This window comes from Blautia sp. MSK20_18 (assembly GCF_020553125.1).
Classification (GTDB): Bacteria; Bacillota; Clostridia; order Lachnospirales; family Lachnospiraceae; genus Blautia_A; species Blautia_A fusiformis.
Genome location: NZ_JAJCGR010000029.1, coordinates 1 through 16815, shown reverse-complemented (window position 1 = coordinate 16815; position 16815 = coordinate 1). Strand labels below are relative to the sequence as shown.

General features: G+C 34.6%; 12 protein-coding genes and 1 pseudogene. All 13 read right to left on the bottom strand.

The window, feature by feature from the left end; translation table 11 throughout:
- Nucleotides 1–21: 21 nt before the first annotated feature.
- The gene (locus tag LI091_RS14060; protein WP_021652660.1) at nt 22–732 is read right to left on the bottom strand and encodes a sulfite exporter TauE/SafE family protein; all 711 of its coding nucleotides are present in this window, start codon (nt 730–732) and stop codon (nt 22–24) included.
- A gap of 208 nt (nt 733–940) precedes the next feature.
- Nucleotides 941–1084, bottom strand: a pseudogene (locus LI091_RS14055) (DNA-binding protein); the annotation flags it as partial.
- A 182-nt stretch (nt 1085–1266) separates the two neighbouring features.
- On the bottom strand, nt 1267–2103 hold the full coding sequence (locus tag LI091_RS14050; RefSeq protein ID WP_021652662.1) for a DUF5677 domain-containing protein: 837 nt from the start codon (nt 2101–2103) through the stop codon (nt 1267–1269).
- Nucleotides 2104–2140: 37 nt separating this feature from the next.
- A complete protein-coding gene (locus LI091_RS14045) occupies nt 2141–3169 on the bottom strand; it encodes a hypothetical protein (RefSeq protein ID WP_021652663.1) in 1029 nt (342 codons plus the stop codon).
- A gap of 78 nt (nt 3170–3247) precedes the next feature.
- Entirely contained in the window at nt 3248–4771 is a 1524-nt protein-coding gene (locus tag LI091_RS14040) for an RNA-binding domain-containing protein (RefSeq protein ID WP_243148599.1), read from the bottom strand.
- Between the two features lie 284 nt (nt 4772–5055).
- A complete protein-coding gene (locus tag LI091_RS14035) occupies nt 5056–5748 on the bottom strand; it encodes a hypothetical protein (protein WP_021652665.1) in 693 nt (230 codons plus the stop codon).
- A gap of 69 nt (nt 5749–5817) precedes the next feature.
- Nucleotides 5818–6099, bottom strand: coding sequence for a hypothetical protein (locus LI091_RS14030; RefSeq protein WP_044962198.1), 282 nt, complete (start codon nt 6097–6099; stop codon nt 5818–5820).
- Nucleotides 6100–6136: 37 nt separating this feature from the next.
- A complete protein-coding gene (locus LI091_RS14025; protein ID WP_021652667.1) occupies nt 6137–6829 on the bottom strand; it encodes a phospholipase D-like domain-containing protein in 693 nt (230 codons plus the stop codon).
- Entirely contained in the window at nt 6811–8577 is a 1767-nt protein-coding gene (drmB, locus tag LI091_RS14020; RefSeq protein ID WP_021652668.1) for a DUF1998 domain-containing protein, read from the bottom strand. Before drmB ends, LI091_RS14025 begins: the two co-directional genes overlap by 19 nt.
- Nucleotides 8577–12044 carry a DISARM system helicase DrmA gene (drmA, locus tag LI091_RS14015; RefSeq protein WP_161209230.1) on the bottom strand — a complete coding sequence of 1156 codons (3468 nt, stop codon included), beginning with the start codon at nt 12042–12044 and terminating at the stop codon, nt 8577–8579. The genes drmB and drmA overlap by 1 nt, the downstream gene beginning before the upstream one ends.
- A 13-nt stretch (nt 12045–12057) precedes the next feature.
- Nucleotides 12058–14790 (bottom strand): DEAD/DEAH box helicase, encoded by a 2733-nt coding sequence (locus LI091_RS14010; RefSeq protein WP_173758075.1) that lies wholly within the window; start codon nt 14788–14790, stop codon nt 12058–12060.
- Nucleotides 14790–16487, bottom strand: coding sequence for a site-specific DNA-methyltransferase (locus tag LI091_RS14005; RefSeq protein ID WP_161209234.1), 1698 nt, complete (start codon nt 16485–16487; stop codon nt 14790–14792). The genes LI091_RS14010 and LI091_RS14005 overlap by 1 nt, the downstream gene beginning before the upstream one ends.
- Nucleotides 16488–16496: 9 nt before the next feature.
- Complete coding sequence (locus LI091_RS14000; RefSeq protein ID WP_265191276.1) at nt 16497–16748, bottom strand: hypothetical protein; 252 nt, start codon at nt 16746–16748, stop codon at nt 16497–16499.
- Nucleotides 16749–16815 lie beyond the last annotated feature (67 nt).

The window sequence follows — 16815 nt, the reverse complement described above, 5'->3', positions numbered from 1 at the left end:
AGCTTCCTATGATCAACTGCATCAGACGATCAAAGATACTCCAGATATCAGAAGCAGTATATAAGTCAAATTCAGAAATACCTTCTGAGATACTTTACATACCAGCTTTTTACCTAACCATGTAGCTATAAGTAATGGCAGGATACTGATACAGATCAGTCGAATATCTGCCGTTCCAACCAGGCCGCTCCTGAACTGGGTAACCATCAGAAAAAAATTCAGCACCACCCATACAGGGGCCACTGTCGCACGAAATTCTTCTTTTTCTTTCAGTACCTGTGTTGCATAGATCACAAGTAAAGCCCCTCCTGATACAAACATACCATGAATTATCCCTGCCAGGATCAGAACTATCCACAAAATGAGATCCGGAAGTTTTTTCTCTGTATGGATGCACAGATTCTTTAATGCAACTACGACGATTATGATTCCATATATTGTCAGAAGAATATTTTCAGATTTCACGATCCGGCAGATCTGTATCCCTGCAAACATTCCAACCAACATGACCGCAGACATCTTAAGCAATTCTTTCCAGTTTATATGTCGATATCCGGTCACTGCGATCATCAGTCCGGACAGCCAGGCCATAACATTCAGGACCACCTTTGCATGATCCAGCCCAAGCAAATAAACGGAAGGCGGCATCGCCAATACCGTGCCGGCAAACCCTGTGATAGCCTGAATAACATTAGAAACAAACAATACAAGCAAAAATAACAATTCTTTCATAGAGCATTCTTCCTTTTCTATATTATCTGTTTACCGCACACTCTTTATCACTGCTGATAAAATAAAAAGACGCTTTGCAATAATGACTGCAAAACGTCTTTGTTTTTCTACACTCTCGATTTTAGCACGCTAAAAAGCAAAAGTCAACAGTTGCCTTTCTCCATTACCTTGACACATTCTTTTGTATTATTATTTTTTGCTATTTTTCTTAATGACAGCTATGGCTTCCACATCCATGTTCGCCACATGTATGTCCTTCCCCGTGGCTGTGCTCGTGATGAGAACATTTCACATCCGGATTATACTCCAGTGTTTCATTGATAAAAGCTTCTACTGCTTCATCCGCATCTCCGTCTCTCCTCTTGTTTAAATCTTCTATAATATTTGTCACGGCTTAACAGCAGATTTTGTGGTTAAGTCGTTGTTTATTTAATAACAAGAATACGCTAGTATGTCAAGCGTGCCTGTCTCTGCTTTGTTCTTAATGAAATTCTCAAGTAAACACTTAACTATTCTTTATAATAAATATCTTTCTTACAAAAAATCCTTTTTTATACTTCCTACTTCTTCTTTAAGTGAACTTCTCATATTCTTAAACATATTTCGCATATGCCTATTAAGTTCATCACTCGCTGTTTTACAGTTATACTTTGAAAACTCTTCCAGTCTATCATATATAAACTTTGTAGATTCTCTAACCAATTTATAACATTCTTTTTCTTCTCTTGAATTCAAAAAATCTTCTCCTTCAACAGTTACAATACTTTCAAACAACTTTATATACACAAATAGAGTCATAACTTTTGCCATATAAATATTATCTGATTTATCACAAGAAAACTGTCCATCATCAATAAATTCATTTATTATTGAAAAATTGCAATGTGCATAATTACACAGAAAAGCATAAAAATCATAAAAATACCTTTTATCTCTTCCAAGTTTCATGTCAGATGGATTCCTTTGTATATATTCAATAATTTCCTGAGTTCCTCTTTCTACTGCTTTTCCATTTTGATAAATAATTTTTCTTGCCGCAATCAATTGAGGAATGAAAATAAAATCATTCAATATATCAGTATTATATTCTTCATCTATATATCTACTTGCTATATATCCTTCAAATGATGTTCTAAGAATAATAAATACATCTTCAACATGTCCAAGCCTTAGTAATTCTCTTATTGAGCCTAAACTCTTAATACTCTTTGTAAAAACAAAATATTGAAAATCATCAACAAATCCATTTCCAATTTTGCCACTTATTTGAGCATTATAATATCCATATCTAAAGCAAGCATATTCTACAAACTTTCTGCCTCGTAACAAGTATTGATTTATAAGCTTATTGCATATAAGTTCATTATCCATTTGTATACCTCTCTATTTCAATAATTAATCTTCTCTATTATCCCTGCCATAAAACAAAGTCTATCATATACTCATTATCATTAACCCAATATGTTATTACCTGTAATAAGGTATGAACTTTTTGTTTTTCAAAAACTACAGGTAACAGTTTTTCAGATGGTATCTGCTCCGTTGCTGTAAATACTATAGCATATTCTTTCTGTACATTACGTAATGTACCTACCAAATTGAACTTCTTGGTTTTTGCAATTAAAAGTGCTTTTTCTGTTCTTTCAACAAAACATTTAATTTCGTCACGAAACAAATGTGCCAAAAATTTTATTACCTCATAACATCCATTAATTTCCGATTCAATTTCCTTATGCTCATATAAAACTAATACATATTGCCTAAAAAGTTCATAATACAATCTGTCTTCGTATATCGCATTTTCTCCATACTTTTCATATAAATATTGCTGTACCAAATTTTCATTCTTCTGTGGTTTACTTAAAACAAATCCGTTATTAGTTTCTGTAATCAGCAAATTAATCGGTCCATTATTCTTATAAAACACTTCCCTCCACTTGAGATATTCAATGATTTCAATTGGGGACAGCAACTGCTTGCACATAAGTTTGAAATCATATATCGACATACAATTAACTGCCAAGCCGTCATTAGTGTGGTTTCGAAGTAAATGTTCATATTCAGAAATACTATCATTCTCAAAAACCACTAGTGGAACAACCTCTGCATTCGGATTAATTATTGTTTTCTTTCCCCTGGCATTTATAAAAGAGACTTTTTCACTAGTAATATATGAAATCGTATCCTTTATCTGTTCTTTAGCTTTTTTGCATTTCTTTTTCAGCCACTTCTCTTCTATATTTTTGTCCTGCGTCCTATCCTTTTCATTCCGCTCCTTTAGTTGAATCGCAAGAATAATATCTTCGAGATTTATTATCAAATCTGCTAACTCTATTTCTGTTCCACCTATAGGAGTAAATTTTAAATCTGCATACACAAGTTCTTTATAAAAATAATTTTCCGAAAAAGAACTCAACAGCTTTTCTGAATTTGTCACTTATCCACCACCTATCTATTATCGGCAAGCCATCATCTATCAGCATTTCATATTTAGCAATAATAAGACTGAAATTTTTTAATCCACAGGCTTAATATATCTTCTTCTTTTAGTTGTTCCAATACAAGCCAATAACTCCTTATTCACTAATTCGTTTAATAATTGTCTTGTCCTTGGACCTTTTAAACCTATCTTTTCTGCCACCTGTTCCGTACTATATTCAATACCAGCCTCCATAATGGCTAAAATCTGCTGATGCCTTTCTGATAACGCCATTCCTTCCCTGTTTTTTAAATCTGCTGAATTTTCTGCTGAATTTTCTGCTGATTTTTCTGCTGATTTATCATCAGATTCCTTTTCCATCTTCATCACAAGTGTCACCTGATCAAGATTGGTATCTTCTATCAATTCTGGTTTTATCCATCCTTCTGACTTCCACACAGCAAGAATTGTCGGGAATCCTGAGCCAGCATTATCGCCAAATCCAACCAATCTAAGCATAGTTTGCATATGAGGATTTCTTGACTTTGAATTGCCTCCACGATAAATATCCTCAAGCGGAAGTTTCAAAATTCCCGGATTTGTAAATTCAAATGAGTCTGACCTCTTAATTACCTTTAGCACACCTGCATCCATTAAGTAATCCGCGTGAATAATCATATTTACAAAACCTTCACGAACTGCTTTGTGAACCGGAGTATCATCTATACGCTGAACGCCACCTTCCAATTTAAATGGCTTTTTTAAGTCCTCCGTTAATTTAGGTGTTACTTTGGTAAAGAAATTAAACAGGTTATTTTCCCATGTGCCATCATAGGTAATTCTGTCATTCCAGCGAATATCTGCTGTCACTTGACTCTCATTACGATAGTCCATAAAAACATTATCAAAGCGTTCTCTGATAGCCTGTCCTGTACCAAACATCAAAAGTCCTGCTAATGTCAAGCCTTCTACTCCAGTTTTTCTATCTTTCCTATAGCCACCCAACTTTTCAAGAAAAGACTTGTCATCTAAAGCATTCCATACATGACCATCATTTCTGATTTCAAAAATCTGACGATATTTTCTTAATGTTTCTTTATCAATATCATCCATTGTATAATACTCAATTATTTGATTATCATTGCCCTCTGGATTTTGATCTCTTATCATTCCTCTAATCTCATGCTCTGTCGCATGATAATCGCCTTCATGATTTCTTTTATATGTTCCCTTATATGGATTTTCACCAACATATACCGGACGCATATTAAAATCAGCTCTAGGAACATGAATCACAATTAGACTTATACTGCCATCTTCGACAATCTTTACATCATCATCTGTTAATAGATTTATATTCACCTTATTCCCATTAATTGTATTCCAAAAATCTTCTTTCTGCTTAGGCGCATCCTCTATTCCTTGTATTATAAATCGTTCCTTCGGATCAGTCTTTGTTTTATCTTCTCTTACTCCAAGTATGATATATCCACCTTTTGTATTGGCAAATGCAGAATATGACTCATACGCAGATTTTGGTACATTTTTTTCTGCTTTTTTGCACTCTATATCAACTTTTTCGCCTTGGTAAATGAGTTCCTTTAACTCTTGCATATTCATGTGTTGCACCTGCTTTCTTTTTTATTTAAATTATAACAATAAGTGTATTTCTATCAATTGAACTTAAAATTTTCTTTCCTAAACATATTTTTATCCAATATCATTTTGAATATTAATAATTCAAGGTGTCAGGTACTTATGAACATACTTACTCATCATACGTTCATTTACAACTAACACTAAAAATCTATATAATCGCTTTAATAATTCCAATAAGTCCTGTTATGGTCCAACATCAAAAAATTTTCTATTTCACAGCCCAAATTATCTTCCATAGTTATCCCTTATTTCTTTACTGCATACATTTCTCTTAATAGATTAGTAACTTCACTCGGTTTTATCTCATCCTTATGAAACAGAAAATCCATCGTTGTAACATAACCAAGATTAGGCATTCCATTGTTTTCCCTACTCAGTTCTTTTAATTTATCATCTTTATCTATCACAATCTGTATTTCGGGTGATATATAATAATTCTCTGTATATTTAAAAATCCAGTAATTAATAAGCTCTAGTTTCTTCGCAAGAGACATGCAATTCATCTGATGATGCAGTCTTCGATATAACCTATCTCGTCTATGATAAAAAGCATAAACAATCGAATAGTCATTCATCGGAAACACACCTATATGAATGTTTTGCATCCTTACCTCTGGTCTCATATCATAAATATTATTTATCTCAATACCTTCTGTATCTTTTGGTAATGCTACTAATGTTTGTGTTGCAATCGGAACTACATATGGAATTTTTTTCCACATGATAATCTTAAAATTATTGCAAGAATTCTTATACAAAACATCCTTATATAAATTCAATTCATCCATATAATCTTTATTATCAAGTTGCTGTATTTCTTCCATTACTTCAACATTTTGCAAAATACCTTTCTGTTTTCCTTTTTGATATATTCTTTTTTCCTGATTTCGTTTAGAAAGCATTAGCAAAATATCCTTTAATGCTATTTCTGCCAGCATTTTTTCTGTCGGTATTTCTTGTAAGGCATCTACATTTTCATACTCTTGAAACAGCTTACTATCGCAATCTCAGCAAATAAAATAAAAAGTTCCCGAATTACTTATACCTTTTTCCTTGTCTACAACAGGTATTTCAATCAACTTATTTGCATGATATAGTTTACCTGCTTTGGCAATATTCTTGAGCACCATTTTAGGTACAGAATGAGAATTACAAAAACTAGTCTGTTCTTTTCCACAAAGAATACATTTTTCTGGTTTTGTCTCTTCTTGGATTTTTCTCATAAAATCATTTATATCTTTTTTTATTTTTATTTCATCTATTTCTTCCGGTATATCAAACATAGGCATACTTTCTCTTCCTCGCATTACTCAAAATGTATAAAATTCATTGATATTTTCCACACACCTTCATTCTTACCATTTCTTTCATAACTTCCTCTATCTGCTTTGCCTTATCATGGGATTCAATCAAGAATCCCATTTCAATATTTCCTTGCATTCCGTGATATGAAAGATTAGCTGACGACACCAGTGATTTCTTTACATCTGATACAATAAGTTTCGCATGCAATGCTGCCATCTTGTCATCTTCTTGCTTTTGATATTCATATATCTGTAAGAATCTCGAACGATATGACATCAGCCTGTCAAGTGCTTCTTTCTGCTTTTCTATATCATTTACATATATACGAACATATACTCCTTGCTGGCTTTTTTTAATAATAACATCGAGCATTTCGGCAAAATAATCTGAGATTGAATAACCAGTTATAGTAAGACTCTTTTCCGTATTCTCTATCATATTACGCATTGTATCTTTGGTTCTTAATGTTTTCACACGGAATGAATCTGGTGCAGTAAGAACAAGTTCTGCGTGTTCAATTTTCTTTGACGAATACATCTTCATACAAAGGCTGATTATATCTGTTATCTCTTGTTCAGAACAATTAGTAAAATGATTTCTAAGTTCTTCAATCACAAGACGAAACTGTGCATTCTCTCTATTAACAGAATAATTTTCAAGTGCATCTACAATCAGACCTGCGATATATTCGATTTTTACACTTGTATTCCACATAAATCTCTCACCAATTCTCTGAAATATCCCATTTCCTCATGCTCCGGTACCGGTACAACTAATGCTCTATCAAGTAGGCGGTTACCATTTTCACATGCAGTTTCTGATATCATAGTACAAGAATGACAGGCAGCCCCATTTAATCTCTCACTCGTCGGATTCTTCATAAAGCATTCTGGGTCTGTTGTACATGTTAAACCATTCTCCAATGCCCCTTTTAAAAGTGGCAAAAACTTATTCATTTCGCCAAGTTCAACAAGTCCACCTAGTGAACCTTCCTTATCCGCCGCACCTGTGTAAATTAAAATTCCACACATATTTTCACTACTATAAATACGTTCATGTAATGCAGATGATGAATATCCTGACTGCATAGACATTTCCTTAATCAACATATGTGAAAGTGTATGTAACAACACATACTCTGCATTTCTTGGTTTAAAATTCTCCCATCCTTTTTTCTGACAATATGCTGCATAACATTCCTCATATTTATCAGAACGAGATTTCACAGTCTCTATCTGCATCCACTGGTTTATTTTTTTTTCCTTATTTAATTCAATAAATACACCTTCACCATTGATTTCGACTGCCGGAAGCCATTTTTCTCCCGAAGAGCACTTCAATTTTACGATATGTGACTGCTCATCCACTTCTGGTTCTGGTGCTTCCAATCTTGTAAAACCTGTCAAAACTCGTACTTCACGTAATCTATGTATTTTAATAATCCTAGAAATATACTCTTTTAAACTTTCACTCAAAGCAACTTCTTCTGCTTTGAAGTACTTAACATCATGTTGATACTCGACATCCTCATGATGCGTAATAGCTGCATACTCCATTTCTTTAAGTTCAGTAAACTCTTTGATATTTTGGCTTAATCTATCATAGGCCGCTTTAAAGTCTTCATAAGAATATTTATCTCCAAAATACTTCTGATAAGCAAATGAAAGACCTGCCTCTTCTCCCATAGCCTCTACCAATGTTTCAATAGTTGCTCTTTGTGCACCCATGATATCATTAATAGGATTTGTCCAAGGTGGAATTGATATTGCATTTCTTGTGACTGTAAAATACACATTAGATGCACCACGCTGGCTAGGTATTACACTCTTCTTACAAATTTTCGCCTTTGCTCCTGGTCTATGCGGATGGTTTCCTGAACAGCATAGACCAGCAAATTTTTCCTTCTGCATTGCTCCAGACATAACTCTCCTTGCACCGCAATTACACTCAACACGGAGTTCTGCAAGTGATGAAGTATTGCCCATTGATTTTAGGTACATATCTTCTTTACAACTTGTTTCTCCATGATGTACCCACCATCTCCAAGGGAAATCGTCCATATGCCCATCTTCGCATACTGTTATAAATCTCGAAGGGTATGCTGGAAATCCACACTTAGGGCATTTCACTTCACCTTGATTCTTTTTGTACTGGTCCATATCAAAATAATCTCTCATATCAAATAAAAATTTACATGTTCCCTTTGAACACACATGGTAGTATGGAAATGACACAACTGGAATATCCTCTTTTCCACCTGTCTTTGGCATAAAGAATCGTCGAACATTCATATAACTAGCCAATCTTGCATCTCTAATTTCTTTACCAATATTGTTAGTATCCCAGTACTCTATATCTAAAACTGTCAATGAATCATTTACAGCATCCATTATCGAGCCTGGTCCATATGTAGTTATTAACTGATTCGGACGAATCTCGCCCAATTTTTTATAAAAATTCATCAGACACCCTCCCAATAAAAAACTGTTGATGATTGCTCAACATCACGCATAGAATTTAGTGTTGGTTTTTCTTTGTCTCCATAATATTCGCCATAGTATGTAAGCAGCCTCTTCTTATCATCAGCTACTGCTGGAACAAAATAATATAGCTTTTCGTCTTTTGCAATGTTCTTCCAAGTATTGATAAACTCATCCATTTCTTTCTCTGTATCTACATAAGACGATGGTGCAGTTATCTTGACTCGCTCAAGAATTTTGTCTTTTATATCTTTGATTTGTTCATCAGAAATATCATTAATGTTTGATGCTCCACCATTATCAGCCATCGTCTCTACCTGTAATCTTAGTAAAGAAACTACCAATGCATGTAATACTCTGTCTCTAGCTCTAGCCGCAAATGGCGTTGCTGTAGTTCCTTCTACATATCTATACATCTGTGAGTGGAAACCAACAAAATTCTCATAATTAGACAAATCCCTTGGTCTGTAAGGATTATAAACAGTAAAAATAATTCCAGGATGCTGTCGACCCACACGGCTTGTTGCCTGAATATATTCAGAGTTCTGCTTTGGCTGACCTACAACTGACATAAGTCCTAAACGGTCAACATCCATACCTACCGCTATCATATTAGTTGCAATAACAACATCATAACAGCCTTGCTTCTCCTTGTTTTTATCATAAGAAATTGCTAACTTTTCAAGAATCTGCGCAATATCCCATGAAGGTATGCGAGATGTAATTTCCTTCTTTCCCTCAAAACTGAGATACCTCTGTTCTGAGCTATTATATTTATTCTTTACAACACGAATACGGCTTGCTATATCGTCGTCAAGAAGGCGCACTGCACCACCCAATTCTCGAATACTATTAAAGTACCCAATCAATGTGTAATATGGATCAATATAATCCTCATATTCCGGTTCCTTTGCTATATCTAGTGCTGTTTGCAAAATAATCGAATACAAACGAATAAGAGTTGTTTTTACAGATTGTCCGCTCGCACATATACCAGCATATTGACGAAATGGCTTTTTTCCATCACTAATCATTCTACTGATTTTTTCTTCTGAAGCATCAACTAAATTTTCAGTTGGAAGCGGTACTTCCTTAATAAAAAATGAATCTCTTGTATCAAAGCCACTTGGCGGAAATTGTGCAAATTCATTTCTCCCATAAAGGAACTTAATCTGTTCCCCAGCATTTCTAATAGTTGCTGTTGAAACAATATACTTAGGTCGAATCTTCTTTCCATTCTTCTCAATACAACACATCTCTTCTACAACAGTTTCATATCCACCATAAATCGTTCCAAGAGGACCAGTAATTAAATGAAGCTCATCCTGTATAATTAGCTCAGGAGGATAGAATGGTTTACATGCAACCGTTTCAGCCCTTTCCAATCCCGCTGCGACATCTGCATTATGTCTTCCTGCATGCTTTTCTCCAATAGCAATATGTCCACATCTACTACAATATCTATCTGTTCTGCCAAATAGCAAACCAACTCGTTCAGACCATGGAAGTCTCGCAAATTTATCTACAGTCGAAATAATCACAGTAGGACACTTTGCATAAATTTCCTCATCAACAAGATAAACCGGTATGGTTCTTCCTGTTTTTAACGAAAACATACAATTCTTATCTGCACAGTGAATTTTAACATACTTTCCCTTTTCATTGATGTCATATTCATCCCGTGTGATTTCCTTACCACAATAAGGGCATTTAATAATCTGCTTTGTAAGCTTCCTTATAAATTCTTTCTTCTTAAATTGATCAGAATCGCTGTATTCGCTAAATTTATTTGGGGTAACATTACCTCCAACCCAGAATCCAATTGAAATTCTTTCCTTACCATATAATTTTTCATTCTTCTCACGCAATTGTTCCATTGCAACAATAAGACGCATCAGTCTGTCTCTCTGCTGAGTTGTAAGTAAACGAAGCGTGTACCTTAAAAATACTGTTACTCCACCATCTTTCTCATAATCAGTTTCATCTGAAGCTGTCAGTCTCCTATATGCTATAGTAAAAGCAATCAGCCCTAAATATGCCTCTGTCTTACCACCACCAGTAGGGAAGTATAATAAATCAACAATATTTCGTTCCGGAGACTCACCATCCATAATCCCATACAAATTCAAAAGAACAAATGCAATCTGGAATGGTCTCCACTCACTGTGATCTTTCTTTCTTCCTTTTTCTGGCATATCAGTCATATAATCTCTTAAGCTGCAAGGAATGCCATTACCATAATCTTTTGAAAAAGCTGTAATACTTCTCTGTAAATACATTGCTTGATTCATAAATACAAACGCTTGATATACCTTATCATTGTTTTCAATCAAATCAATTCCAGCATTCATCCTACGATTTGCATCATTGCATTTATCAATAATAGTCTGACCTGTTGCCTTAAATTTATCATCATGCATAGCTTCGTCGTTTGTCAATGCATCTGTAATCCAACTTCCATACATTTCTGTCAATGTACGAAGATTCTGAATAACTTCTGACTTTTTCTTTGGTGAGCCCATCTGAAGCATCGAAAAGGCATGCTCCGGCATATCATCTATCTGTGCACTTACACTTGGAATTTCATAATCTGGAATAAATGATGATTTTATAGCAGTTGCATTTATCTCTTCTGCTTTCTTTTCCCAAGTAGCAGCACAACCTCTTCCTCTTGCATAAACTGGTCTGCCTTTATAATAATATTCATCCTCTAATTCAACTTTTCTACAGAGATATTCTGGTACAAAAATAGGACTCATTAAATCATCTGCTATGAGCATCTCCACCTGGAACATTACCTTTGCATATTCTTTTTCATCGCCATCTGACTTATCATTATTATGCAAATAAACCGATACCATCTTGTATCCATTGTCTAACTGCATCTTCATAACATAAATATAGATGTTTCCATTAGACTCAAGTGGAATCTGCTTCGAACGCCCCATCAGATTAAAATCGATTTCCACAACATCATTCATCTGCTCACGAATATATATGGTATGTTTCTTCTTTTTCTTATTCTCTGCATCTTCTTCTAAGGTTTCATCTATCACTTCACCCTGCACCTGTTCTGCATAATACTTTCCCCAATTAATATAAGCATTAACCTTTTGAACATCATCAGAGACATAGAAAGACACACCTATAGAAGACGGCTTCTGAAAACCACCTTTTACTCTATCCTCTGCTTCCTCTTCTTCAAAAATTCCTGCCTCCAAAGTTTCTCCATCAGCATCGAAATTCTTTTCTGTAAACTCTACATCATTGTAATTTTCATCTTCCGTTACATCTGTATCAGCAGGATATAATAATCCCGTAATATAACTACTCGTTGGTACTTCATTCAATTGTTCACAATCTGATGTTGGTCCTATTAAGTCTTTTCGTACTGCATCTAAAATCTTCTGTCGAACAATAGCATGTTTAAAATCCTTTATATCAGCCATCTACAACCTCCGTTTATTCTCCATCTACTACAACAGGATTTGCCATACCAATTACATATTTGAATGTATTACCTACTATAATCTTATCCCCTGGCACTAGGCGGTACTCCCAAGTCTTTCCGTCCGCATCCACCTGCGATGCACATTCGCACCACTTAATTGCAGCCTTTGCTTTTTCCTGTACATCTTCATTATCTGTTTGATTTACAGCCTTCACTTCAATCATATATTTCTTGTCAGCCGTCTCTACTAAGAAATCAGGATTATACTGTTTTGCCGCCTTATAAAATAGTCCTAACTGATTCAAAGGTGGCTTTATAAATCTAATAACTTCTGAATCCTCTTCTAATACCACAGACAACCTTCTCTCATCATCACTATCAAATGCATTCTCTGCATAGTATGATTTCTTATATCCTTCAAACAAATATTGCTTAATATTTTTCTTATCTGGCACTTCCTTCTTAAAATTCAATCGTCCATTTTCCTTCATATTCTTCGCAAATGATTTGAATACAATAAGGTCTTTCTGAACGTTAAATACAAACTCAGTGCTTTCTTCCTTTGACGCATATATCTGTTTTCTTAAGTCCTCTACTATAACAGTTGCGTATCTACGGACAATCTTCTTTTTTTCTTCATCCGTACCTTCGATTAATGCGAGATACTGATCAACCACCTCAAGAATAAATTCTGCATCATCAGAACTAAACTCCGGAATACTCTCCAATAAAGAAACTGCAAGCATATTCTCAGGATTTTCTACAATAAGTGCATCTGCATCCAGCACTTGCAGCAACTTACCATTTACAGCGTCATATCTCTCGATTCTCGATGCCGCAACATCAAAATCCATAATATTTCGTTTAACAGTAAAAGACTTAAATGTAATTGTCGAACTATAGCTAATTCCAATCTTTGGAACAGAGATAGCAACTTTCTTTAACTCTTCAACTTTCTTGATAAACTCTTGTTTTGCATAGGGCAATACATTCTTACTGCCAGATGACTTCTGTAAATCAATCTGTAATGAAACATCCCCCTGATGTACAGTAAATGATGTATCAACTGCATCAGTGCTCATGCCCGTCTGTGTCATTTTGTGATCTGATGCTGTGCCATCATTTGTTTCTTTTTCAGCATCGTTAGCAAAATAATCAAAAATAGACATCTGTCTACTATCACTTTCGGACTTCTTGGGTGCTACTTTCTTTACAAATGCTTTCTGATACTCAGCAAACAGATTCTCCACCACATTTTCATTATTCAAATCTTGGTATGATTTCACTTTACTTTCGCATAACGCTTCATCAAATAATGAAATCTGCTGGTTCTCAACTGCTGGCTCTACCATAACTGTTTTTGTGTTCGGTATATCTTCCTCATCAAGATTTCTCTTCTTAAATACAGGGTTATTCTTGATATCATCCACAATCTCTCGATAATGATCGTGAGCAACAATATCCAAGGTATCTAATTCCTCAATACCCGTTATCTCACCAAAAGGAAGCCTCAATCCTCTACCAATAGTTTGAAGTGCCAATATATCACTCTTTGCAGCATTAAGTGGGATAATCGTAAACAGATTATTTACATCCCAACCTTCTTTCAGCTTATATACATGCAGCACAATCTCAATTGGATTGGTATTTTTCTCAATGGTTAGTAATTTCTGAATGTTTTCTTCTGTCTCTGCACCACTTGTGCTGGAGTCAATTTCAATAACCTTACCAACATAACGACCTCCAAAAAAAGCATCGGAATCTATTTTTTCTTTTATTTTTCTAGCATGTGTTGTATCTTTACAAGCTATCAAAACAATTGGCTTTACTTGTTCTAATTGATTATCTATACAATATTTATATACGATGGACTTTCTTCTCTCATGAAGCTTGATTCCATCTTTCAACTTCATTTCCTCTATATCATCATCTGAATATCCTGCTGTATTTGTTCTTCCCATAACAACCGGAATCTTCAAAAACTTCCCAGCTCCATCCTCTAATCCGTAGTGATAAATAATATTCTTATTTGTACTCTTAGGTGTAGCAGTATATTCCAACCCCAACACTGGATTCAGATAATTAATCGCTTTCTTTGATGCTGGGGCATAGTAACGATGCGCTTCATCCATACAAATAACCAAGTCATCAAACGAACGTAACACATCCGCAAAAGAGCCACCCAAATTTTCATTAAACTTGTGAAATTTAAATTCAATATCTCCCCTAGTAAAAATCTTTGAAATATTAAAGATAAATATCTGAATATCAGATGTTTTTTCTACCACCATTTCCTCTTGGATATATCTTACCGGGTATGATAAATAATTTTCCCCATCATAAACTTTGGGTCTTCCCATCTCTGCTTCAAGTCCCTTAAACATGTATTTTGGATGTCCCGGGACCGCCTCTCGACGCATCTTGTCGTAAATCGTATTTCCTGGTGCCAGAATAAAGAAATGTTTGTACCCTTTTGTTTTGTATAAATAATAAATACATGCACCCATTAAACGGGACTTACCAATACCGGTTGTCATATCAAAGCAGAATGATGGAAAATCAAATTCCTTATCTACAGATATTGTATGTGGAGCTTGGCAATTCTCTGATGCTATTTTCTCTGCTTCAGCTTTTGAACTAGTTCTATACTCAATCTTGGAACTGATTGCATCAAAGTATTGTAGCGCTTCATACTGAGGCTCACGCAGGCTCATAGCCCATTTGATTTTATCTACTGAACTCATTATTCCTGCACCTCACTTTCAAAATTACATTTATCCAATAAATCCTTTGGTATTTTTTTCACTTCCACATTCTCTGGAAGAATCATGTCAGCTTGATTTTTCTTACAATAGATAAGTAAACTCTGCTTATCCCCTAAGTTCTTCATTATCGACATCACATACTTTGTATTAACAAATTCTTCTGTGATATGTATGAATCGATTCTCTGATGAATGTCCTTGAAACTCCCCAGATGGTTCATAGGTAAATCCTTCTATCTTGCAAATAGCTTCACATACCATATCCCATGTATAAGATGGATTTATTTGATAAACAGGAAGAACTTTGTTCTTTACAAGTAATGGTTCTGCAAGTTCGTAGAATTTATATCCCCCGCCACCTTGCCAACCTACCTCTTTAGAAATTCCTCCCTGTTCACCATCAATTACGTTATCAAGTCTAACTTTACAATGCGAGTAAGCTTGATTGCCCATCTCAATTCCTATCCATCTTCTATTGAGTTTATGTGCTGTAGCTGCCGTAGTTCCTGACCCCAAAAAACTATCTAAGATCAAATCGTTTTCTGATGTTGTCATTTCCAATATTTGCCTAATTAGTACCTCGGGCTTTTTACCATTAGGGAATTCAACATCTCCCTCTTTAGTCAGATTTTTCATCCAAGCATTCATATCCCAATAGGTTCCCTGCAAATCTTTTTTAAATAGTTTTCCATCTATTACTTCCGATGTATCCCTTAACCATACAAACAATCTACACTTATCCCCTTTGTAGAACTGTTCATATACTTTCCCACGATTTTTGCCTGTTTTGGGAACATACTCAATTGATATCAAATCTTCTTCAATTCCCATTTCTGAACGATAATCCATAATTCTTGTTCGAATTGACGATTGTGCATTTGTTGTCTGGAAAATATCTATTCCATATTTACTATAAGCATCATCAACAGTAATACCATCTCTCTGTGCGATCTGTTTAATCGACATCATTTCAGGATTTTTTCTCAGATATACCTTTATCTCATTTCCATCACCATCAACTGTAGACCCTAAATATTCTTTATCCCCTGGATTCACTAGAACTGTGGTATATTTCCAACTTTTTCCTTCATTCTGATACTGATTGACTAACTCAGATATTTCAGTATAAATATAAGGTCCATTAAATAATGGAAGTAGAGAATAATCTTTTGCGTATACTAGAATATATTCACAATTCTTTTTTAAACGCTTATCTTCACCTCCACCTGATACACCTGCAACATTCTTCATATTTACAGAAATCATATTTACAAAATTATTTCTTCCAAAAATTTCATCACACAATACCTTTAAATATGCCTGTTCTTCATCATCTATCTGAATCCAAATAGTTCCATCTTCGGCAAGTAAATTACGAAGGATTTCTAATCTTTTTTTCATTATTCCTAACCAAATGGAATGCTCTAAATTATCATCATAATGTTCAAACGCTACTCCAGTATTATATGGTGGATCAATATAAATACACTTTATCATCCCCGTATACTTATTTTCCAAAGCCTTGAGTGCCAACAGATTATCCCCATGAATCAGCATATTTTCTGTATTCGAATCACCATATGATTTTGATTTATCTTCAATTAATATTCTTGGTTCAAGTTTCTCTTCCTCATATTTACCAACCCATGTCAATTCTAACTTACCTTTTTTCTCCATGGTAGCCTCCTAAAACTTAATCACTATCTTTGTTACCAGTTGTGTTTTTACCAATATATCTTCTGCAAACTGCTTCTGCATATTTACAGCCTCTTCTTCCAATGTCGACATTTCATTATGAAATGCTCGTACCATTTTTTGTTTCTGTTCTTCTAAAATTTCTATTTGTTTTTTTAATGCAATCTTCTGTCTAAAATCGCCTTCAATTGCATATTTTTCTTTAAGCTCATCTAATTCTGAGGTATCCTTGACTGTGAGCAAATATTCCTCTTTTCTACTACAATATATTTATGGTTAATATCCCTTACAGCCAGTAAGGATTTATCCA